The organism is Nonomuraea cavernae (assembly GCF_014646355.1).
Taxonomy (GTDB): domain Bacteria; phylum Actinomycetota; class Actinomycetes; order Streptosporangiales; family Streptosporangiaceae; genus Nonomuraea; species Nonomuraea cavernae.
The window spans coordinates 1-21,081 of the sequence record NZ_BMNH01000013.1 but is presented as its reverse complement, the minus strand read 5'-3'; the positions used below and the strand labels follow the sequence as shown (position 1 = coordinate 21,081).

19 protein-coding genes are annotated in these 21,081 nt (G+C 70.1%); 7 read left to right on the top strand and 12 right to left on the bottom strand.

Annotated features, from left to right (window positions below):
- The first annotated feature begins 28 nt into the window (after positions 1-28).
- The gene (locus tag IEY82_RS21040) at positions 29-1,177 is read left to right on the top strand and encodes a hypothetical protein (RefSeq protein WP_225263587.1); all 1,149 of its coding nucleotides are present in this window, start codon (positions 29-31) and stop codon (positions 1,175-1,177) included.
- 134 nt (positions 1,178-1,311) lie between these two features.
- On the opposite strand, the gene IEY82_RS21035 is transcribed toward IEY82_RS21040, so the two are convergent.
- Positions 1,312-2,637, bottom strand: coding sequence for a cytochrome P450 (locus IEY82_RS21035; RefSeq protein ID WP_189125892.1), 1,326 nt, complete (start codon positions 2,635-2,637; stop codon positions 1,312-1,314).
- A 278-nt stretch (positions 2,638-2,915) separates the two neighbouring features.
- Positions 2,916-3,557 (bottom strand): MauE/DoxX family redox-associated membrane protein, encoded by a 642-nt coding sequence (locus tag IEY82_RS21030; protein ID WP_189125891.1) that lies wholly within the window; start codon positions 3,555-3,557, stop codon positions 2,916-2,918.
- Between the two features lie 428 nt (positions 3,558-3,985).
- On the opposite strand from IEY82_RS21030, the gene IEY82_RS21025 reads away from it, so the two are divergent.
- The 3 genes from IEY82_RS21025 to IEY82_RS21015 all read left to right on the top strand — a co-directional run bounded on the left by IEY82_RS21025 (position 3,986) and on the right by IEY82_RS21015 (position 6,800).
- Positions 3,986-4,531 (top strand): TlpA family protein disulfide reductase, encoded by a 546-nt coding sequence (locus IEY82_RS21025; protein WP_189125890.1) that lies wholly within the window; start codon positions 3,986-3,988, stop codon positions 4,529-4,531.
- 98 nt (positions 4,532-4,629) lie between these two features.
- Positions 4,630-6,360 (top strand): ABC transporter ATP-binding protein, encoded by a 1,731-nt coding sequence (locus tag IEY82_RS21020; RefSeq protein ID WP_225263589.1) that lies wholly within the window; start codon positions 4,630-4,632, stop codon positions 6,358-6,360.
- Positions 6,357-6,800: a S26 family signal peptidase gene (locus tag IEY82_RS21015; RefSeq protein WP_189125888.1), complete on the top strand. Its 444-nt coding sequence runs from the start codon at positions 6,357-6,359 to the stop codon at positions 6,798-6,800. The genes IEY82_RS21020 and IEY82_RS21015 overlap by 4 nt, the downstream gene beginning before the upstream one ends.
- Here IEY82_RS21015 and IEY82_RS21010 read toward each other — a convergent pair.
- The 4 genes from IEY82_RS21010 to IEY82_RS20995 form a co-directional block, all read right to left on the bottom strand.
- Positions 6,784-8,547 (bottom strand): AfsR/SARP family transcriptional regulator, encoded by a 1,764-nt coding sequence (locus IEY82_RS21010; RefSeq protein WP_189125887.1) that lies wholly within the window; start codon positions 8,545-8,547, stop codon positions 6,784-6,786. The genes IEY82_RS21015 and IEY82_RS21010 overlap by 17 nt on opposite strands.
- Before the next feature lie 870 nt (positions 8,548-9,417).
- Entirely contained in the window at positions 9,418-9,585 is a 168-nt protein-coding gene (locus IEY82_RS39255; RefSeq protein WP_268241131.1) for a helix-turn-helix domain-containing protein, read from the bottom strand.
- A gap of 164 nt (positions 9,586-9,749) precedes the next feature.
- On the bottom strand, positions 9,750-10,217 hold the full coding sequence (locus IEY82_RS21000; RefSeq protein WP_189125886.1) for a hypothetical protein: 468 nt from the start codon (positions 10,215-10,217) through the stop codon (positions 9,750-9,752).
- A gap of 46 nt (positions 10,218-10,263) precedes the next feature.
- Positions 10,264-11,022, bottom strand: a complete 759-nt coding sequence (locus IEY82_RS20995; RefSeq protein WP_189125885.1) for an alpha/beta hydrolase — start codon at positions 11,020-11,022, stop codon at positions 10,264-10,266.
- 147 nt (positions 11,023-11,169) lie between these two features.
- On the opposite strand from IEY82_RS20995, the gene IEY82_RS20990 reads away from it, so the two are divergent.
- The gene (locus tag IEY82_RS20990) at positions 11,170-11,871 is read left to right on the top strand and encodes a lysophospholipid acyltransferase family protein (protein WP_189125884.1); all 702 of its coding nucleotides are present in this window, start codon (positions 11,170-11,172) and stop codon (positions 11,869-11,871) included.
- A 14-nt stretch (positions 11,872-11,885) separates the two neighbouring features.
- On the opposite strand, the gene mmuM is transcribed toward IEY82_RS20990, so the two are convergent.
- The 4 genes from mmuM to IEY82_RS39250 form a co-directional block, all read right to left on the bottom strand.
- The gene (gene mmuM / locus IEY82_RS20985; protein ID WP_189125883.1) at positions 11,886-12,752 is read right to left on the bottom strand and encodes a homocysteine S-methyltransferase; all 867 of its coding nucleotides are present in this window, start codon (positions 12,750-12,752) and stop codon (positions 11,886-11,888) included.
- An 80-nt stretch (positions 12,753-12,832) separates the two neighbouring features.
- Positions 12,833-15,088: an arylsulfatase gene (locus IEY82_RS20980; protein WP_189125882.1), complete on the bottom strand. Its 2,256-nt coding sequence runs from the start codon at positions 15,086-15,088 to the stop codon at positions 12,833-12,835.
- Positions 15,089-15,202: 114 nt separating this feature from the next.
- Positions 15,203-17,590 carry a VIT domain-containing protein gene (locus tag IEY82_RS20975; RefSeq protein WP_189125881.1) on the bottom strand — a complete coding sequence of 796 codons (2,388 nt, stop codon included), beginning with the start codon at positions 17,588-17,590 and terminating at the stop codon, positions 15,203-15,205.
- Positions 17,587-18,324, bottom strand: a complete 738-nt coding sequence (locus IEY82_RS39250; RefSeq protein ID WP_225263593.1) for a helix-turn-helix domain-containing protein — start codon at positions 18,322-18,324, stop codon at positions 17,587-17,589. Before IEY82_RS39250 ends, IEY82_RS20975 begins: the two co-directional genes overlap by 4 nt.
- A gap of 109 nt (positions 18,325-18,433) precedes the next feature.
- On the opposite strand from IEY82_RS39250, the gene IEY82_RS20965 reads away from it, so the two are divergent.
- Positions 18,434-18,901: a Dps family protein gene (locus IEY82_RS20965; protein WP_189125880.1), complete on the top strand. Its 468-nt coding sequence runs from the start codon at positions 18,434-18,436 to the stop codon at positions 18,899-18,901.
- A 128-nt stretch (positions 18,902-19,029) separates the two neighbouring features.
- The gene (locus tag IEY82_RS20960; RefSeq protein ID WP_189125879.1) at positions 19,030-19,371 is read left to right on the top strand and encodes a YbaB/EbfC family nucleoid-associated protein; all 342 of its coding nucleotides are present in this window, start codon (positions 19,030-19,032) and stop codon (positions 19,369-19,371) included.
- Positions 19,372-19,398: 27 nt separating this feature from the next.
- Here the strand turns inward: IEY82_RS20960 and IEY82_RS20955 are convergent, their stop codons facing one another.
- Both IEY82_RS20955 and IEY82_RS20950 read right to left on the bottom strand, forming a co-directional pair.
- On the bottom strand, positions 19,399-20,358 hold the full coding sequence (locus tag IEY82_RS20955; protein WP_189125878.1) for a WXG100-like domain-containing protein: 960 nt from the start codon (positions 20,356-20,358) through the stop codon (positions 19,399-19,401).
- Between the two features lie 15 nt (positions 20,359-20,373).
- Positions 20,374-20,772: a hypothetical protein gene (locus IEY82_RS20950; protein ID WP_189125877.1), complete on the bottom strand. Its 399-nt coding sequence runs from the start codon at positions 20,770-20,772 to the stop codon at positions 20,374-20,376.
- Positions 20,773-21,081: the final 309 nt, after the last annotated feature.

Here is a 21,081-nt window from a genome sequence, read left to right as displayed (position 1 = left end):
GCGGGCCGCCAGCCCGTAGCATTTGTTCATGACCCGTCGCTTTCGGCGGCGTGCGCTCACCTTGATCTTGGCGACGTCCGTGGCCTTGTCCCAGGTCACGCTCGCCGCGCATGCCGATCCACGCCCCGCCTCGATGGACTCGATCGAGGCCTGGCAGCAGTCGACGAGCGTGCGCCTGGACGCCGACGGCTCGCTCTCCGACGTGCTCGCGCTCGCCTCGGGCGACGTGTGGGCCGTCGGCCAGCAGGAGATCTGGGACGTCTGGAAGAACCGCGGCACCATCCGCCACTGGAACGGCGACAGCTGGTCGGAGGTGCCGGTCCGCGACGCCACCACCGCGGGCAATCTGCGCGGCATCGCCGCCGCCTCCCCGAACGACGTGTGGGCCGTGGGCGACGGCCGTGACGGCCTGCCCTATCTGGCCCACGGCGGCATCACCGGGTTCGACCGGGTCCGGGCCGACGGGCTGCGGGCGGGCGACTGGCTGGGGGGCATCTCCGCCGAGCCCGGCCGGGTCGTGGCCGTGGGCAGCGGCACCAGCCGCGACCCGGCCAAGGGCAACGCCGTCGCCGGGCTCATCGTGACCGGCCAGAACGGCCGCTGGACCGTCCAGGAGACCGCGGACCAGGGTGCCCTCTACGCGGTGTCCGCCGGGTTCGCCGTGGGCGACACCGGCACCCGGCCGTTGATCGTGCACCGCTCCGGCGACGCGTGGAAGACCATGAAGGTGCCCGACATCCCGGGCGGCTACCTGCGTGACGTACAGGTCGACAGCGCCAAGCGGGCGCTGGCGGTCGGCGGCGTCTACCACGGGCCCGACGACGTCGAGCCGCTCGTGCTGTCGTGGAACGGCAAGCGCTGGCAGCGGATCGAGCTGCCCGGCACCGACTCGCGCCTCTACGGCGTGACCGGTGACGGCAAGGGCCGCTACTGGATCTCCGGCTACGACCCGTCGCACGCGGCGAAGCCGTTCATGCTGCGCTGCGAGAAGGACGACTGCGCGATCATCCGGGGCGGAGCCGCGCGGGGCAGGAACAGTGTCCGGCTGCAGGCGGTCACCTACCTCGCGGGCAAGGGCGCCGTGTGGGCGGTCGGGCACGCCGTCGACGCCACCGATCGCTACACCGACGTCGTGGAGTCGTTCGGGCCGCGCGAGCCGCTGCCGGCCGACTCCTAGGTGACCGGTGTCGCAGCTTGGAGTGATCACGCGTCCAGTTGGTGGCAGCCGCGGGCACGCCCCTACCGCGGTGGTACGCGGCTGAACCTCCGAGGCGCGGACATTCCCCGACAGGGGTGGAATGCTCAGAGGTGTCAGGTGCTCGCCCGGCGGGGCCGGAAGCGCGCTTCCAGTCCGCTGGGCACGAACAGAGCCTCCGGAGCAGGCAACGCCTCGGTGACGTTGATCGCCTCAATGTCGTACGCGGCGGCCAGCCAGGCGATCGTGAGGGTCAGCTGAACCAGGCCGAGCTGGTTGCCGAAGCAGATACGCGGGCCGGCGCCGAACGGGAAGTACGCTCGCCCCACATAGGGACGGTCCCGTTCCAGCCAGCGTTCCGGCCGGAACTCGTGTGGATCGTCCCACCAGCGTGGATCTCGGTGCACGTGGTGGGCGCTGAACATCACCTGCTCGCCGCGCCGGAGGCGGAAACCGGCTAAGCCGGTGTCTCGCTGGACCCACCGCCCCATCAGCCACGTCGGTGGGAAGGCGCGCAGCAGCTCATTGAGGAACGCCGCGGTGTAGGGAAACTCCGAGACCGCCACTGACTCGCCGTGTCTCGCCGCCCGGACGACCTCTCCCTCGGTACGGACCCGCTCCAGGTGCTCAGGCCGGAGCGCGAACTGCCGTACCGCCCACGCCAGAGTGGCACCGGGGACGCCGTGCGAGGCGCGCAGAACGACGTCCATCAGCCGTACGACGGCGGCCCTGTCGAGGGCGGCTCCCCGACCGGCCAGGAGTACATCGAGGAGATCCCGCGGCTCCGCCCCGGCGAGCCCCGGCGACCGACCGGCCACGTGCCGTTCGAGCCGCGCCATCGCCCGTCGCTTCGTCCTCTTGGCCCGAAGGACGCTCGGTAGCGGGAGCCATCGCGGCAGGCTCAGGGAGCTCGCCATGAGCCGGACGGACGCGCTCGCGCCGGCGTCGATGGCGTCGGCGATCCCCGTCACGTCGTCGCCGTGGCCTCCCAGGCAGTAGTCGGCGACCGCGAATCCGGAGAACGCTTTCATCATCGGAAAGACCTCGACGGCCCGGCCGCCGGAACCGCGGACCAGGGTGTCCAGGTGATCAAGGAAACGCGCGCCGTGTGCCCCGGCGGCCGACCTGCTGACCCCCCGCCAGCCCTTTCTGCGCGCGAGCATGTTCGACTCCGTCTCCTGCGCCTGCTCCTCCCACGGGGTCCGGTCGCCGGAGAACAGCGAGCCCTCGGTGCGGAAGTCGGTGTTGGTACGCAGGAAGAGGTCGTGGATGACGTCCGGATGCGATACCACGACCGTCGTCGGACTGAACCGGAACACATCACCGAACTCTCGTTGACAGCGGGTGATGAAGCCGAGGCGGTCACGCTCGTACTCGTAGGTGGTGTCGAGCAGCCGACGTCCAGTAGGACCTGGTATCTGGCTGAGAGCTGGTGCGGTCATGGCGGCGCCACCTTTCCGTTCACACGGGGGTAGGTGGCTGGGGGAGAACCAGCCGCCCACCCCAGAGGTCTCTAGTGGAACCACCAGTAGCGGCCGCCCATCTTGCCGTTGTTCAGCCCGATCAGGGTCGCGGTCCGGTAAGCCAGTTTCCGCATGGTGCGTCCTTTCCAAGATAGCGATGGGGTGAATGAGAGATCGTTTTCGTTCGTGCCTGCGCCACAACATTCACCATCCGAGATGGCAGCGGCCAGGGCAATAACCGGACATTGAGCAGACACTCAGATGGACCGAGCGTCTCTCACCGGGTGTGGCGTGCGAGGAACTCCGCTGCCGATCGGCAGGTCAGGTGAGCCTCCTATCAGGTCGGCCACGTCGTCGAACCGTACAGCGAGCAGTCCGGCCACCAGACCCGCGACCACCGCCACCACCACACCAGCGGGCTGGACGACGGTGGGTTCTGCCAGCACGGCCGTGCCTGCGCCGACGGCAGCCACGGTGAGCAGCAGCAGGTTTCGCACGGCATGGCCATGCCCGAGCGGTTCCTGGCTATCTCCGAAACAGCGGCACGGCGCACGGTCGCCCCGGCGCAGCGACATCATGATGGCGACGGTGAACGTGGTCAGCAGCAGTGCAGCGCCCGCGAAGGCGAGCAGTGCGACGGTGGTGAGCGCCGTCCACCAGGGGCTGAACAGGCCAGCGATGAGCCCGGCGAGCACAGCGACCTCCGCGGCAACCACGGTGGCGGCCAACCAGGCCCGCCAGTGCGTTGGAAACAGTCTCAAGGGGCCCGCAGACGTGGCGAAGGCGCGGAATGAGCCGCGTCCGGTCTTGCTCGCCAGCGACGCTCCGAATACTGCGCACAACGACACAGCACACCCCAGCAAGACATACATTTCAGCCTCACCATCGGACTCGTTCACGATCGTATCCCTGCCCGAGACGTGGGCAACGCCTTCGGACGACCCGTATGGCGGGGCCGGTGGGCGACCCCGCCACGGTCGTAAGCAGGTGACTACTCACGGACCCGCCACCTGATCGTCAGCAGCGTGGATCGACGCAGTGGGCGCACTTGTAGAAGGGGTAGGTATTGGTTGAATACGAGCAGATGCGGATATCGCAGCATCCGATCCAGCCAGCCTCTGCCTCCTTATTGGGGACCAGCAATCTGAGGATCACGTCGCTGGCCCGGCCGAACATTCTATTCATGTGTACCTCCCGTACACCTCGACGAGTTGTTCGGCTCGACCGTAGATACACCGGCGATAGGGCCGATACACGAGAACATGTGCGTGGCCTATCGCCCGGGCGGTTACGGTCTGGCACCGGTCATGGCGAAAGGGGAAGAGTCGTGTTAAGTCTCGTCGCGCTCGTCGGTGTGCTGACGGTGCTCAATCTGTTGCTCACGTTCGGAGTGATCCGTCGCCTACGGGAACACACGGATCTTCTCGCCCGCGGCACCACACCCGCAGCCTCGATGGACGGTCCTGATATGCCGGCGGGTCGGCGAGTAGCCGAGTTCGACGGCACCACGACCGAGGGCGAGCCCCTTGGGCGCGACCTGCTCGCGGGCGAAACGTTCGTCGGCTTCGTGAGCCCTGGCTGCACCCCCTGCGACGAACGCATGCCCGAACTCATCGAGACCGCGCGAGCCTGGCCCGGCGGCCGGCAGGACACCATGATCGTGGTGTTCGGAAGGCGTGCAGCCGCCGCCGAGTACATCGAGAGACTGACCTCGGTCGCGAAGGTCGTGGTCGAAGCACCTAACGGGCCAATAGCAGCGGCCTTCGGTGTGAAGGGGTTCCCGATCTTCGGCGTGGTGGACCAGGCTGGGTGGGTGCTCCGGTCGGGAATGGAGCCCGGCATGCACTTGCTCCGGGGAACGGCGCCCGCGTGACTCTGCGTTCTCCTCGCCCAGGCGGGGTTGATCAGGCCATCGGCCTGGCTTGGCGCGCTGGGCCGGGCAGGCTGCTGACGTACGTCGGCCTCACAATCGTGAGCGGCGCCCTCCCCGTCGCGATCTCGTGGCTGACCAAGCTGCTCCTCGACCAGATCGCTTCCGGCCGGGTCGCCGTGGCGTCGCTCACCGGTCTCGGCGCCGGCCTGGCGATCATCGGTGCCTTGTCCACCGTCCTGCCGCGCGCAACCCAGTACGTCGGCGAAGAGCTCAGTCGCGCCGTGGCACTGGTGGCCGACGACCGCCTCTACGCGGCCGTCAACTCCTTCGTCGGGCTCCAGCGTTTCGAGGAGCCGGTCTTCCTGGATCGCCTGCGCCTGGCCAAGGAGTCCGGCGGCATCGCCCCCGGCAGGGTCGTGGCCGCCGCGCTCTCCTTCATCCGGGCCGTGATCAGCGTGGCCGGATTCATGGGCTCGCTCATCGTCATCAGTCCCGTAATGACCGTGGCGGTGCTGGCAGGCGCGGTACCGATGGCGGTGGCCGAGTTCTTGCTGTCCCGGCGGCGGGCTCAGATGTTCTGGCAGATCGGGCCGATGCAGAGACGGGAGATCTTCTTCGGCTCCTTGCTGGCGAACGTGGACGCGGCCAAAGAAGTGCGACTGTTCGGCATCGGCGACTACCTGCGCGGCCGGATGCGGGCCGAGCGGCTCTCCTCGAACGCGGCTCAGCGCCGTACCACCCGGCGCGAGCTGCTGACGCAGGGCGGCCTCGGCCTGATCAGCGCGACCGTGTCCGGCATCGGGCTTGTCTGGGCCATCAGAGCGGCCGGCTCGGGGCTGATCTCCGTGGGTGACGTCACGATGTTCGTCGCCGCGGTCGCGGGCGTGGGACTCGCCCTCGGAAACCTCGTCACCGAGGCAGCGGGCGCTCACTACCAGCTCCTGATGTTCGCGCACTACCGCCATGTCGTGAACGCCGGGCCGGATCTCCCCACACCGCCGCGTCCGCGTCCGCTGGCGCGGCTACGCAGCGGGATCGAGTTTCGCGACGTGTGGTTTCGGTACTCGATCGACCATCCCTGGGTGCTGCGCGGCGTCGACCTGTTCATCCCCCACGGCCGCGCGCTCGGGCTGGTCGGGCTGAACGGCGCGGGCAAGAGCACGATCGTCAAGCTGCTGTGCCGGTTCTACGATCCGGACCGGGGCGCGATCCTCTGGGACGGCGTGGATGTGCGCGACGTGCCCCCGGAGGTGCTGCGCCGCAGGATAAGCGCGGTGTTCCAGGACTACATGTCCTACGATCTGACCGCCGCGGAGAACATCGGACTCGGGGATCTGCGGGCTCTCGACGACCAGCCCCGCCTCACGGCCGCGGCCCGCGATGCCGGAGCTCACCCCGTCCTGGCCGAACTGCCCCACGGCTACGACACGTTGCTGTCCCGGCAGTTCTTCAGTGAGGAGGACAAGAACGACGTGAGCACGGGTATCTTCCTGTCCGGCGGTCAGTGGCAACGAGTCGCGCTCGCCCGGGCGATGCTCCGCGGCCACTGCGACGTGATGATTCTCGACGAGCCGAGTTCGGGACTCGACGCCGAGGCCGAGCACGAGATCCATCAGCATCTGCGGCGATATCGCGAGGGTCGAACCAGCGTGCTCGTGTCCCACCGGCTCGGTTCCCTGCGAGAAGCGGACGCGATCGCCGTTCTCCAGGACGGACGGGTGATCGAGCACGGAACCCATGACGATCTTGTCGCGCGGGGTGGCGCGTACGCGCGGCTGTTCACCCTGCAGGCGCAGGGCTACCACACCAGTGTGAGCGTGATCCCATGACCGGATGGATTTTCACCGTCCTCGGCGGCGCCCTCACACTCTCCGCCGTATACGTCCGGCGGCGGTTCGTCGCGGTGACGATCGAAGGCGAGAGCATGGCTCCCACGTTCACCGGGGGCGAGCGTGTGCTGGTGAGACGGCGAGGCGTCGCACGATTGCGCCGGGGCGATGTCGTCGTGGTGCGATGGAAGCCGCCGCCGGATGTGAACGGCGAAGAGCACGAGGGACACAAGTTGCTGGTCAAACGAGTGACGGCGGTGGCGGGCGACCCCATCCCCGCCGACGTGGCCCCCGCCGCCGACCGGCCCGCGCGCTCCCCGGTGCCCGACGGCGCGTTCATCGTGCGTGGCGACAACGCCGCTATCAGTCTGGATTCCCGTACGTGCGGCCTCTTTGGCGCCGACAACCTGCTGGGCATCATGATCAGGCGCTTGGCATGAGCCAGGCTGGGCGGCACGCCGGCGTCGTGGCGACCCTCCGGGAGAGCAGCCGGTACAGCTCCGACAACCGGTACTGGTCACGCTGGTCGAAGCTCAGCAGCTCCACCTCGACCAGCCGGTCCATGGCCCGCCCGACCGCACCGACGGGCATCCAGAGGCTCCGGGCGACGTCCGCCACCTGGAAGCTCGCGACCGGTAGCGATCCGAGCCGCTCGAACACCCGCACCGCGAGCCGATCCACCGGGCGCTCACTCGCCTTGAGCACGTCGTACGGGCCCAGCAAGCTGGCCAGGACCGATAGGTCACCCGCTTCGAGCTCGTCCAGTCGGCACCTATCGTCCACCAGCAGCTCGACCAGCTCGCGGATCGGCCGGCCGGGGCGTGCGGCCAGCCGCGCGGCCGCGATTCGCAGCGCCAGCGGCAGCCGATCGCACAAGCGCACCAGCTCGGCGGACGCGTCCGGATCCTCCCGCAACCGCGCCGGATCGCAGTGCAGGGAGAGCAGAGCCAGGGATTCAGCCTGGCCGAGCTCGCGCACCCGGAGGTGCAGGGCGCCGTCGAGCGTCGAGAGCATCGGGCAACTCGTCAGCAGGACGGTGCAGCGAGGAGTGGACGGGATGAGCGGGCGAACCTGAGCGGCGTCGGTGGCGTTGTCCAGCAGCACCAGCATGCGGCGGTCCGCCAGCCGTGACCGGTAGCTCGCGAGAGCGGCGTCGGGATCGGTCACACTCACGTCCAGACCCCGCAGGAGCCGGCAGAGCGGGTCGTCGCGTCCGCGGCCCGGTCGCAGATCCAGGTACAGTTGGCCGTCTGGATATCGATCCGCGACCCGATGAGCCGCACCCACCGCCAAGGCGGACTTCCCGCTGCCGGCCGGGCCATGCACGCCAACGACGCCGCCTGGGGCGCCGAGATGGTCGGTGAGTTTCGTGAGCTCTGCCGTGCGTCCCGTGACGGTGGGCTCCGGCGGTAGCTGGCGTGGCCTGGGCGTCGTCACCGAGGCGACGGCGCGGGGCTGGCGCAGATCCCGGCGCAGGATGGCCAGGTGAAGGTGCCGCAGTTCCTCGGCGGGCTCGATGCCCAGCGCTTCGGTCATCGCGGTGCGTGCCCGGGAGTAGGCGTCGAGCGCACCCTCGAGGTCGTCGGTGGCGTAAAGTGCGCGCATCAGCAGCGCCCACGCTCGTTCTCGCAGAGGGTGCTCCGCGACCAGCGAGCGAAGCGGCCCCGCTGCGAGGGCCGGTCGGCCGGACATCAGCAACGCCTCGCAGCGGTCTTCCTCGGCCGAATGCCGCTGCGCGCTGATCGCGACATCGCGAGCGGTGATGACCGGTCCATGCGGGACGTCCTCGAGCAGCCGTCCCCGCCAAAGGGCAAGCCCTGATTCGAGGTGCCGCAACGCCTCTTCGGCGTCTCCCTTCTCCAGAGCCGCGTGGCCGGACGCGATCCTGTCCTCGAACACCTTCAGGTCGAGCTCTCCCGCCTTGACACACAGCTGATAGCCGAACGGGCGGACGATCAGGCGATCGCGCTCCGCCGGCGGGAGCGTCGCCCGCAGCCGAGCGGCATACGTCCGGAGGTTCGCCGTCGCGGATTTGGGTGGAACGGCACCCCATAATTCCTCGATGATCTCGTGAAAGGGAACCACCGAATTCGTCCTCACCAGCAGAATGGAGGTGAGCGTCCGCTGTTTCGGGGTTCCCAGCGCGAGCAGCTGTCCATTGGCCCGCAGCACCAGCCCGCCCAGCACTCTGAACTCGACTGAACCAAGAATCGCCGTCCCCCAAACCGCCTACGGCCGCACGACAAAGACGGCCGTTACCCTTATCGAACTCCCGGACCGTGCCATTCATCACGGGCCACGACCAAATCCTCTTGTGGTCCCCCGTTGCCCTTGTCCCCCCGCCTCATCGAGCGAATCTTGGCAACCGCCCGGTGAGCGCGCCGACAGGCCAGGGGCCGCGTGTTCCCGCATTGTTCGTGCAAGAACACGTCCGATCCGGAACTCTCACGCCTCGCGGGAGCGGTACGCGGCCACCGAGGCCGGCGCGCCCGCGATGAGCGCGAGCACGACGCCGACGTGTTCATCGGGTAGCCCCCCTCTGGTAGGTCGATGGGTTCACTGTGGGAGGGACGCCACGACCGGGCCGTCACCCTAGGAGCGGCTTTCGCACGTACGTAGAAACGCGTACGGTCCGTGACATCCTCCGAGCTGCCCGCAGCCGCCCTAGTCGACGTAGCCGGCCGGGGCGGACGCGTCGACTCTGAAGAAATGCAGCGCGCCTCCCTGTGACTGGTCGAGGGGAGCCACGGCGGAACTCGCGTTCGATTTCGACGGCTGAGATGCCACTACCAGAGCCGACGACAGGATGCCGGCCATCACGACCGTCCATCGCCGCGCTCTGATCTGGAAAGTCATCCTGACTCCGATTCTGGAAATCGTGCTGGTTAGCGCCCCTTCAGCAGAGGCACACCATCCGCACGGTCTGGGTCCTCATGGCCCCGGCTCGCACGGCAAACAGACGAGCCGCGTGAGCACCAGGGCTTGGCGTCTTCTCCTTCACCAAATGAGGATGAAGGCCGGAGCCTGACCGCGTCTTTCGGGAGAGTGCACAGGTCTTTAGTCAGCGCGCGCGGTTGCGCACTTCTGGCGGAACTGGCGCGGCGACAGGCCATAGGCGCTGCGGAATGCCTGGCTGAAATGCGCGGAGCTGGTGAACCCCGACCGGGCGGCGATCGCGCTGATCGGGTGGGCGGCCAGCCGGGTCAGCCAGGCCACCACTGAGATCCGCCGGCACCGTGAACTGCGGCGGGATGGCGGCCTATCGATGCGGATTTCTCCCTGCTGGCCGCCGCCGTCAACCTCGCGCGCCTGGTCGGCTCCTGAGCCGCGTGAGGCGCTCTGCCGGCCGGCCCCTGGGAGCGCGCGGCCGCAGCACGACCAGGGCGCGGCTAGAGCACGGCCCCGTCGTCCCAGCCCGAGTCGTTGGGCGGGCCGTCGCCCATGCGCACCACCAGCGCCACGAAGCCGCCGATGAACGCCGCCACGGCGGTGAACAGCGCCCAGCCCTCCATCCGCCAGCCGGCCATCGCCGCCACCAGCAGGTAGGCGGGGCCGCCGAACAGCGCCACCCAGGCGAGCTTGGTGGGCAGGTCGAGCTTGGGCAGCGGCGGCGGCGGAGGCGGCTGGAAGTGCCCCTCGTCGTCGTCGGACGCCGGGGCGCGGCCCTCGTCGCCGTCGTCCTCGGGGCCGTCCTCGGCTTCGGCGGACTCCGGGGGCTTCACCACGCGGCGGACCGGCTCGACCGGGAGATTCTCGCTGTCGGGCCATGGCTGATCGGCCGAGTCGCGCTCGGCCGTGTCGTTGAAGGACGCGACGATCTGCCGCCAGACCTCGTCCTCGTCACTCTGGGGCGTCACCTAGATCGGCCTCTCCGCAGCGATCGCGACTTCCCCCTGGGTGCGATCAGTCCCTCCGCAAGGGTACCGAGGCATGGGTCCTGATGAAGTCGAGGCTCCCGGCAAAGATCCTGGAGGCATCGTTGTCCAGAGTCGCAACATGGTAGCTATCGGTCAGCTCCTCGATCGTGGCCTGCGGGATCCTCTGACGAATGATCGCCACGCCGGTCGGTTTCACCACATGGTCGTCGGCGCTGTGGTAGACGAGCACCGGCTGCGTGACCCTGTCCAGGTCCGCCTGCACCAGTGACCACAGCGCCGGCAGTGAGGCGGCGGCCTTGACCGGGGTGCGGTCGTAGCCCACCTCGGTCACGCCGGGTTTCTTGATGTCGTTGGCCACGCCGGGCACCGACGACAGAAACCATTTCAGCACCGGCGCCAGCTTGAGCAGCGGCACGTCGTTGGTGATCGACGGGTTCGCCAGCACCAGGCCCCTGATCGCGTCGCCGTGCACCTCGGCCAGGCGCAGCGCGAGGGAGCCCCCCATCGACAGGCCCGCCACGAACACCTCGGCGCAGCGGCCCTGGAGGTCCTCGAACGCCTTCTCCACCTCGGCGTACCAGTCCTCCCACCGGGTATGGTTCATCTCCTGCCAGGAGGTGCCGTGGCCGGGCAGGCGTGGCAACGAGACGCTCAGGCCGTGATCGACCAGGTATTCACCCCATGGCCGCAACGACTGCGGCGAGCCGGTGAAACCGTGGCACAGCAGCACGCCGATCTGACCCGCGTCATGGTGGTAGGGTTCCGCGCCTGGCATGAGCGGCATAACAGCTCCTCTTAGGGATTTCATCCCGGATTGGCCCGATCGTCGCACGATCCTGGGGCTTTGTGCGAGAGGTGGTGTATGAGCATCGGTCCTGAGATGCGAAGATGACTCTGCTCGCCGAGAAAGCCGTGAATGTGAGGTGGCCGGGTGTTCTACTGGGTGGTCAAGGCCATCTTGGGGCCGATCCTCCGCATCGTCTTCCGGCCCTGGGCCGAGGGTGTCGAGAATGTGCCCAGGCAGGGCCCGGCGATTCTGGCCGGCAACCACCTGTCGTTCGCCGACCACTTCTTCGGGCCGCTCCAGCTACGCCGCAAGGTCATCTCGCTGGGCAAGTCCGACTACTTCACCGGCCGCGGCGTCAAGGGTTTCCTCAGCCGCCTGTTCTTCAGCGGAGTCGGCACCGTGCCGATCGACCGCTCCGGCGGCAAGGCCAGCGAGGCCGCCCTGCGCACCGGCCTGCGGGTGCTGGGCGAGGGCAACCTGCTAGGCATCTACCCCGAGGGCACCCGTTCACCCGACGGCCGCCTCTACAAGGGCAAGACCGGCGTCGCCCGGCTGGCGCTGGAGTCGCGCGCCCCGGTCATCCCGTGGGCCATGGTCAACACCTTCGAGATGATGCCCCCCGGCCGTCCGATGCCCAAGCTCGGCATCCGGCCCGGCGTCCGGTTCGGCAAGCCGCTCGACTTCTCCCGCTACTACGGCATGGAGGAGGACCGGCTGGTGCTGCGCGCGGTGACCGACGAGATCATGTACGCGCTCATGGAGCTGTCGGAGCAGGAGTACGTCGACAAGTACGCCGCCAGCGCCAAGGTCGAGATGGAACGGACCGCCCGGGCTCACAAGGGCTGACCTGCCGAGGCCGTTCAGGACAGGTGGGCGCGGATCTGCCGGATGAAGCCGGGATCGGTGCGGCAGCAGCCGCCGATCAGCGAGGCGCCGGCCCGCTCCCACTCCTTGGCGGCCTGGCCGTACTCCACGGGGTCGGCCAGGCCCAGCCATCGGCGGCGCCCGGCGTCCCACGTCTCGCCCGAGTTGGGGTAGACGACGACGGGCAGCCCGCCGGTGAGCGAGGCGATGAGACCGGGGATGTGCCGCGGCGCGGTGCAGTTGGCCCCCACGGCCACCACCTGGGTGCCGCCGGCGAACAGGGCGGCGGCCTCGCTGATCGGCGTGCCGTCGTTGAGGTGCTCGCCGTCGCGGCAGGAGAAGCTCACCCACGCCTTGACCGACGGCGTCTCGCGCAGCAACCGGGCCAGCGCCCGCGCCTCCGGGTAGGACGGGATGGTCTCGCAGGCCAGCAGGTCGGCCCCGGCCGAGGCGAGGATCTCCCAGCGCGGCCGGTGCCAGGCCAGCAGGCCGTCCTCGTCGAGGTCGTAGACGCCGGTGTATTCGGACCCGTCGGCCAGGAAGGCGCCGTAGGGGCCGACCGACGCGGCCACCAGGCCGCCACCGGCCTCGTCGCGGGCCTGCGCGGCCAGCTCCACCGACAGCCGGATGAGCCCCTCGGCCCGGGGCATGTCCAGCCCCCGGCGCGCGAACCCCTGGAGCGAGGCCTGGTAACTGGCGGTCGTGGCCACGTCGGCCCCGGCCGCGAAGTAGTCGGCGTGGACGCGCCGGATCAGGCCGGGATCCTCCAGCAGCAGCCGCGCGGACCAGAGCTCGTCGCTCAGGTCGGCCCCGAGTGCTTCGAGGTGGGTGGCCAGCCCGCCGTCCAGGACAAGTGTGCTCACCTCTCCAGCCTAGGGGCCGCACGGGGCCGTTCCCGCTCCGGCGGCCGCCGGGCGAACAGGCCGCCGGCTCCGGTCGGCGCCTATTCGTACTTCAGACCGATCTCCCTGACGAGGTCGACGAAGTTGTCGCCGGCGTCGGGGGCGAAGTCGCCCGGGGTGTAGACCACCTCGTCGAGCACCCCGGTGAAGGCGAACGGGCCGTGACGCTCGTACACGTCCCAGGACACGGGGGAGCGCCGGTCGACGCCGACGTCGATCCCCTCCATGGGGCAGAACGCCGCGAGCATGGGCAGGCCGGTCAGCGTGCCGCGCGGCTCGCCGTCCACGGTCACGGACACGTCCCACCGCCAGCCGCCCGGCGCGGTGACCTCCACCCTGATGTGCCCGCCGGGGGCGCCCGCGTGGAGCAGGCGCAGCTCGCCGTAGCCGTTGTGGGCGAACACCAGCTCGTCCTCGACGTAGAGCAGGTAGCCGCCGCCCTGCCCGCCGTGCGCCACCAGCACGCCCCTGCCCGGGGCGCCGATGCGGGCCTCGACGGTGAACGAGCGCCACTGGACGAGCTGCAACGCCTGCCACCGCTCCAGGGTGTGCGTGCGCGGCGTCAGCCGTACGGGCTGGGGGGCGCGATGCCACGGCGGCCGCAGCAGGTAGCGCAGGCGCGAGCCCTCGTCGAGCGGATACACCTGCCCGGCGTGGGCCGCCTCCTCCCAGGCCGCGGCCAGCTCGCGCACCTTCTCCGGCCGCTCGGCCGCCCTGTCGCGCAGCTGGGTGGGGTCGCTCGGCCGGTGGTACAGCTCCCACTCGTGCTCGCCGAAGGGAGTCAGCGGGGCGTGCCGGGTGACGATCTCCCACTCGCCGCGCAGGTAGCCGCGGTGTCCCTGCAACTCGGCGAGCTGCTCCTGATGATCGTGTACGGCCTCGGCGTCGTGCAGGGCCTTCACCAGGGAGGCGCCCTTCCTGGGCCGGCCCTCGGGCGCCTCGATCCCGGTCAGCTCGATCAGGGTGGGCAGCACGTCCGTGACGTAGCCCCACTGGCCGCGACGCTCTCCCCGCTGCGGCAGGCCCGCCGGCCAGGAGATGAGGAACGGCACGGCGTGGCCACCCGCGTGGGTGTTGCGCTTGTACAGGCGGAAGGGCGTGTTGGAGGCCATCGCCCAGCCGCGCGGGTAGTGCGAGAGCGTGCGCGGGCCGCCGATCAGGTCGAGCCGGGCCAGGTCGGCCGCGGGGTCCTCCCGGTCGTGGCGGCTGTTGGCGGACAGCAGGGTGCGCAGGTACTGGGTGGTGCCGTGCTCCTCGCCCTCCCTGGACGCGCCGTTGTCGGAGGTGAAGACGAAGATCGTGTTGTCCAGCTCGCCCAGCTCGGCCAGGGTCTCGCGCAGGACGCCCACGCTGCGGTCGATCCCGGTGATCATGGCGGCGTAGACCTCCATGTAGCGGGCGAACACCCGTCGACGGTCGGGGGAGAGGTCCGCCCAGGCGGGGACGTCGTCGCCCGGCTCGGCGTTGCGGGGTGGCAGCTCGGTGCCGGGCGGGAAGAGGCCCAGGTCGAGCTGGCGGGCGAAGCGGCGTTCGCGGATCGCGTCCCAGCCGTCGTCGTACCTGCCCCTGTGGCGCGCGATGTCGCCCGGCGGGGCCTGAAGCGGGGCGTGGGCGGCGCCGTGGGCCAGATAGAGCAGGAAGGGCGTCCGGGCCGTGCTCGCCTGCCTGACCATCGCGACGGCCTCGCGCGTGAGGTCGTCGGTCAGGTGGTAGCCGTCGGGGTAGCGGTCCACCTCGACGGCGGAGTTGTCGCGGATGAGGCGGTGCGGGTGGTGGAAGTCGGTGAACGCCTCCAGGAACCCGTAGAACCGGTCGAATCCCCGCTGCAACGGCCAGGCGTGCCGGGGCCCGGCGTCTGACATGTCGGAGTCCTTGGTCAGATGCCACTTGCCCACGGCCATGGTCTGCCATCCGGCCGCCCGGAAGAGCTCGGCCATCGTGAAGGCGTCCGGAGCGAGCTCCCCGGCGTAGCCGGGGAATCCGGGGTCGGAGTTGGCGATGTGCCCCACCCCGGCCAGGTGCGGGTCGACTCCGGTCAGCAACGCGGCCCGGGTGGGCGAGCACATCGGCGTGACGTGGAAGTCGGTCCACTGGACGCCCTGCCCGGCCAGCTCGTCCAGGTGCGGAGTGGGGATCTCGGAGCCGTAGCAGCCCAGGTCGCCGAAGCCGACGTCGTCAACGAGGACGATCACGATGTTCGGGGCGCCGGGACCGGGTGTGGGCCGCGTCGGCCACCACGACTCCGACCCCGCGAACGTCCTGCCCACCCGCCCGCCGAAACCCTCATACGCGATCATTTCCGGAGTATAGGCATACCGGCGATTCTGGCCAGAGTCCCGGCGTCGAGCACCTTCACCTCGCCGGCGCCGATCTCGATCAGCCCACGCCGCTCGAACGACCGCAGCGCCCGGTCAGGCGCGTTTCCAGAAGGGGCGGCGCGGCTGCTCCGGAGCCGATCCGCCGTGCGGTGCGCCGCCGGTGAGGGCGGTGAGCACCTCGATGGCGTGCGCCCGCAACGCCCGCGGATCCGCCCCCGGCCGCTCGGCCGCCTCCAGCTCGCGGGCCAGCGCGGAGAGCTCCGCGTGGTCGCCCAGGTAGGCGGACAGGGCGGCCAGCCGGGAGCCCAGGTCGGCCAGGTAGAACACGTCGGCCACGGGCAGTGCCCTGAGCCGGTCGAGCTCGGCCGTCAACTGCCCGCGGACGGCCTCCAGGCCCTGCGGCGCGCGGCGGGCCGGACGGGGCGGCACGGGAGGCGCGAAGGCGGGCCCGCGCGGCCCCACGGAGCCGCCGGCCGAACCGCCCATCGGCCCGCCCATCGGCCCGCCCGCCGGCCCGCCCGCCGGTCTGCCGGCCGGCCCGCCTCCCGGCCTGCCCGACGGCGCGCCACGGAAGCCCTCGTCCTCCAGCGCCGCCTCGAAGCTCGCCGGCCTGGCCCGGAACGCCGGGGGCGCGGCCATCACCGCGGCCTGGGCCACGAACCCGGACATCGGAGGCGGGGCCGTGGGCATCTCCCAGCCGCTCGGCGGCTCGACCGGCTGGATCACCCGGTGCTCCGGCCCGCCCTCGGCGACCTGCCGGGTGTCCACCGCCACGTAGGCGGTGAAGCGGCACAGCACGCCGTACTCGAGCGAGACCCGGACGATCTCGGACTCCAGCTCGTGCTCGCCCATGGCGTAGCGGTCCTCCAGCTCGCGCAGGTGGGCGCGGGCCCAGACGGCGCGCAGCGCGGGGTTGTCCACCACCGTGCCCACGACCTGCCGCTCCCACGGCGCGCCCGCCGCCAGGCCGCGTACGGTCACCGAGTCGCCGGAACGGCGCCGGCCGTACACCCGCAGCGGCACCCCGGGGAACATCGACCCCAGATGGGTCACCGTGCCCGGCTCCACGTCGAGCCCCTTGAGCGACAGGTCCGTCACCACGGGCGCGCCGATCCGGCGGTGGATCTGCTCCATGGCCGCGTCGAGCCGGTCCTCCGACTCGACCAGCTCGCACCGGCCCGCGCCCAGCCCGGCCAGCCGGCCCAGGAACCCGGCGTTGACCGCCCGGTCGATGCCGACCACGTGGACGCGCATGGCCGACAGGGCGCCGCCCGCCCGCTCCAGGATCTGGTCCTCGTTGCCCACCTGGCCGTCGGTGACCAGGACCAGCACCCGATCCCTGCCCTCGGTGGGCGCCAGCAGCGCGACGGCCTCGCGCAGCGGCTCCAGCAGCTCGGTGCCGCCGCGGGCGTCCACGCGGGCCAGATGCTCGACGGCCCGGTAGCGGTTGCGGTCGGAGCCCGCCACGAGCCCGTCGAACGCCTGCTCCACCACCGAGTCGAAGGCCAGCACCGCGAAGCGGTCCTCGGCGGCGAGCGTGTCGACGATGCGGGCTGCGGCGCGCCGAGCCGCGACCATCTTCCAGCCGCTCATGCTGCCCGACCGGTCGAGCAGCAGCACGAGGTCGCGCGGCGTCCGGGTGGCCTGCGCCTCCGGTGGCACCACGGTCAGCGCGAACGTCCCCTCGTCGTCGAGCTGCAACGACGTGGACGTCTCGAACGACAGGCGCAGGATGAAGTCGCGGTCGAGGCGTTCGCCGGGGCGCAGCCGTACGGTGTGGCCCTCCTCCTCGACCACGTGCAGGCTGGAGGCCAGCTCGCGCAGGTCCAGCCCGGCCGGGTCGACCGTCGCGGCGAGCGACAGGCGCACCGGGTCGGGGAAGCCGGGCAGCAGCACCGGGGGAGTGACACGCGAGGCGTCGGGCACCGCGTCGGTGTCGGGCACGGTGCCGGCGCCCGCCGGCGGGCCGTCGAGCGGGACACCCGGCACGTAGCGGGGCGCGACGACCAGCGGGAAGCGGAAGGTGGCCGCGCCGTCCTCGTACGGCAACGGCTGGCTGAGCGACAGCCGGACCGTGACGCGTTCGCCGGGCAGGATGTTGCCCACCCTGATGGTGAACACGTCCGGCCGCTCCTCCTCGGCGATCGCGGCCCTGCGGCCCTCGCGCAACGCCTGGTCGTAGTCGGCTCTGGCCTGGCCGCGCTCCTTCAGCTCGCCCTCGATGACCCGGTCGTCGGCCTCCATCCTGAACGCCGTCACCGCCGCCCGGTCCGGCAGCGGGAAGACGTACGTGGCCTCCAGCGTGACGTCGAACGGGTTGCGGAAGCCCTGCGCCACCTCGACGCCGGCGACGAGACCGGAGATGCCGGCCGTCACGTCGACGCTCTCCAGCGGCAGGTTGCCCCGTTCGGTGCGCAGCGCGCCGAACCCCGCGTCGGGCACCGGCCGGCACCGCTCCGGCGCGAGCGTGGTGATCTTCATAGCAGCTCCCTTTCGTCGAGCGCCGCCAGCAGCGGCCCGGCCGCGGTCAGCACCGCCTGGATGTCGTCTGAAGTCGGGATGCGGCCGGCGCCGTCGAGCACCAGCGTCACCCCCGTCGCGAGCCTGACTCCCCGCACCAGCCCACCGGCCGTGTGCCCCGCCCCGTCGCCCGAGATCCGCACGCCGTCGCGCGCGCCGTCCGGCCCGGACGGACTTTCCGGGCCGGGTACGTCATGCGCCGGTGGAGCGCCCGAGCCGTCGGCGTCGTACGGCGGGCGGGTCCAGAACCGGGAGCGGGTGACCGCCGAACCGGCGCCAGGTGACTGCGGCGCCTCCCGAGCGGGTGCCGGCACCGGAGCCCCGGCCCCCGGAGCCCCGGCCCCCGGAGCGGCGGGTGCCGGAGCGGCGGGCGCCGGGGCGGTGGGGAGCGGCAGGGCCGCCGCCTCCAGCATCGAGTCGGTCGCCCCGGCGAGGGCGGTCTGGATGTCCGCGATCGACCTCCCGGCCGCCTGGAGCCGCTTGACGGCGACCAGTTGCAACAGGTGGCGGCGGCCGTATCGGGCGACCCGGCCGCGCCGGGACAGGGGTGGGTCGACGAGGCCGATGGTCGTGTACCACCTGATCAGGCGCTCGCCCGGCACGTCGCGGACCCGGCCGTTGGCCGGCTGGGCGTGGCCGCGCAGCAGGTCTGCCGCGCGCTCGGCCAGCTCGCCGATGGTCCAGGTGTCGCTCATACCCTCACAGTGACACTGTCACTGTTGCAGTGTCAACCGGATGATTAGAGCGCCCGATTTGGTGCATATAGAGACGAGCATGTTGTCGAACCAACGGGGAGGAAACGACATGGCTAAGATCACGGGCCCGCTTTCGGGTGACGCGAAGAACACGGTCGCGGAGGCCTTGCAGGGAGCCCTGGTCGATCTCATCGACCTGTCGCTGGTCGCCAAGCAGATGCACTGGAACGTGATCGGCTCGCACTTCCGCCAGGTCCACCTCCAGCTGGACGAGGTGACGTCACTGGCGCGGCGGCACGCCGACACCATCGCCGAACGGGCGGCGGCGATCGGCCTGAACCCTGACGGGCGCTCCACCACCCTCGGCAAGGCCACCAAGGTGACGCAGCCGGAGCGGGGCTGGATCGAGGACGGCAAGGTCGTGGCCAGTATGAGCGACATCCTCGACGGCATCGGCCAGCGGATGCGCGAGCGGGTCGAGGCGACCGAAGAGGCGGACCCGGTCACCCAGGATCTGCTCATCGCCGCCACCCAGGAGATCGACAAGCAACGCTGGATGTTCCAGGCCCAGCGCTGAGCCCGCCGAAGCCCGGGAGCCCGCGTGGCCCCGGGCTTTCGCCTGCCGGGGGCTTCCGGTGCCGTCCGGTTTCCGGGCGGCGCGTGGGCGCTGAACGTTCGCTCCGTGATCGGGTAGGGTCCGAGATCATGATGAAACGGGATGAATCAACCGGCGACCCCGAGCTCGACCGGCTCATGGCGGAGTTCAAGTCCAACTCCAAGGAGCTCTCCGGGGTCATGGAGCAGATCGGTGACGTGCGCGGGCAGGCGACGGGGGCCGGCGACAGGATCACGGTCCAGGTCTCGTCCTCGGGGGAGTTGACCTCCCTGCGCATCGATCCCAGGGCCATGAAGATGGGCTCGGAGGAACTGGCCGAGGCCATCCTCGACGCGGCGCGGCGCGCGACCGAGGACGCGGCGCGGCGTCTCATGGACCTCACCCGCCCCTACCTCGGCGAGGACGACCGGCAGGCGCCCCCGCGCCGGTAGCCGCCGCGGGACGCTTCGCGGGCTCTCCTAGTTCTTGGGCGGCCTCGGGAAGAAGGTACGCGTTCCGTGGACGATGAACTTCTGGTACATCTCCTCTTCGGTCAGGCCTTTCTCGGCCCCGGGCAGAGGGTTGTCTCCGTGCTGCACGTCCATGATCCCCGAGTACGAGATCGAAGCCAGGAATCGGGGCACGGTGGTGGCGGTGTTCAGGACCACCCCGTTCGGCAACTTGACGTCCTGGGCGAGGACCCGCACCCCTGGAATCTTCGCCATGGTCGCGAGGCCGCCGTCGATGACGCCGTTGAAGAGCACGGTGGCGATGAAGTGCTCGCGGAAGGCGGTGGCGTTGTAGCCGACCGACCTGACCTCGGCGCCGGACATGTCGGTCTTGATCCCGCCCAGGTAGTTGAGGGCCAGGGGGAACGCGACCTCCCCCGCGGCGTAGGCCGCGCTGTCGGCGGTCCAGTACATGAAGGTCGGCAGCAACATCTTGACGAACTTGCTGGACACCTCCTTGAGCAGAAGCGCCTGCCTCTTCATGACCGCCGCCAGGATCTTCCAGGTGAGCACCTGGTATCCGATCGTGAACATCATGTCCACCGTCATGATCCAGCACAGCACCTTCAGCGCCTGGTTCGTGTCCTCGACGACCTTCGCGTAGGCCCGGCACGCCTGGGCCATGTTGCGGTGCTTGACGGAGATCTTGTACACGGCAGGGCCGTACTCCTTCTCCCAGAATCTCTTGAAGGCGGAGACCGGTTCACCGGAGCTGTCCTTCCAGACCGCGGTGGCGGCCTTGTTCGCGTCCTGGAAGGTCTTGTCGATCCTGTCGGCGATGTCGTCGTGGACATTGGCCGCGTCCCGGATCCAGTCCGGGTCGCCGCTCAGATAAGAGATCCCGAACAGGAACTCTGGCGCCAGAATCCCGGCGGCGCCGGCGCCGGCCATACTGCCCAGCGCGACCTTGCTACCCAGCCCGAGGGGCATGACATCCCCTCCTGATCAGGTCGTCTCGACCTGGGTGGCCGGGACGCTGATGGGGTCGTTCGGACTCTCGCCGAAGTCGATGATCGCCCTCACGGATCCGATGTCGACCATGCTCGCCCAGTCGGCCGTCCTGACGTTCTCGCTCATCGCCACGATGGCCCGGCCGATGGCCTCATAGGCCTTGTCCATGTTCTTCGCGGCCATCTCCAGGTCACGGACCGCGGCCTCGTAGCCCGGGTGACCGTCCTGGCCCTTGCGGAAGATCCGTGCGGCCTCGTCGGAGGCCGGGTCGCCGAGGTGGCGGTCGATCGAGCGCAGCGTCATGAAGTTCTGAGCGATGTCCGTGCCGAACTCTTCGCCCACGTCGCGGATGAGCTTGCCGCTACGCTCCATGCTTTCGTGGTTGACATCCATAGCATCCCCTCCCCGAAGAAAAATGCGATCAATCCGCGAATCGTAGGTCAGAAGTTGCGGCGAAAGGTGTCGCGAACGTTAAGGTCTCCTCTCGCAGGCCATCGGTTGCGCAGGAATATGTCTTGCACGTTAACTCTTCTCTTCTTTTGTGGAAGGCCCAAAGTGCGAGAGATTCGCGGTCGCCTGGTGTGGCCGGCCGGTGGCGTTCAGCGTGATCTGGCGTGGAACCCCGGGCGTTCACGCCCGGGAGGAAACGACAGCGCGGGAGGGCCGCCAAGGCCCGAGCGGTGCGGTGACCGGTAGGCCGTG

Coding starts and splice junctions, on each gene's coding strand:
- IEY82_RS20950 (WP_189125877.1), bottom strand. CDS start 20,772: ATGGATGTCAACCACGAAAGCATGGAGCGTAGCGGCAAGCTCATCCGC.
- IEY82_RS20975 (WP_189125881.1), bottom strand. CDS start 17,590: ATGAAGATCACCACGCTCGCGCCGGAGCGGTGCCGGCCGGTGCCCGAC.
- IEY82_RS39250 (WP_225263593.1), bottom strand. CDS start 18,324: ATGAGCGACACCTGGACCATCGGCGAGCTGGCCGAGCGCGCGGCAGAC.
- IEY82_RS20960 (WP_189125879.1), top strand. CDS start 19,030: ATGATGAAACGGGATGAATCAACCGGCGACCCCGAGCTCGACCGGCTC.
- IEY82_RS20995 (WP_189125885.1), bottom strand. CDS start 11,022: ATGCCGCTCATGCCAGGCGCGGAACCCTACCACCATGACGCGGGTCAG.
- IEY82_RS21035 (WP_189125892.1), bottom strand. CDS start 2,637: ATGACCGCACCAGCTCTCAGCCAGATACCAGGTCCTACTGGACGTCGG.
- IEY82_RS20965 (WP_189125880.1), top strand. CDS start 18,434: ATGGCTAAGATCACGGGCCCGCTTTCGGGTGACGCGAAGAACACGGTC.
- IEY82_RS21040 (WP_225263587.1), top strand. CDS start 29: ATGACCCGTCGCTTTCGGCGGCGTGCGCTCACCTTGATCTTGGCGACG.
- IEY82_RS21015 (WP_189125888.1), top strand. CDS start 6,357: ATGACCGGATGGATTTTCACCGTCCTCGGCGGCGCCCTCACACTCTCC.
- IEY82_RS20955 (WP_189125878.1), bottom strand. CDS start 20,358: ATGCCCCTCGGGCTGGGTAGCAAGGTCGCGCTGGGCAGTATGGCCGGC.
- IEY82_RS20980 (WP_189125882.1), bottom strand. CDS start 15,088: ATGATCGCGTATGAGGGTTTCGGCGGGCGGGTGGGCAGGACGTTCGCG.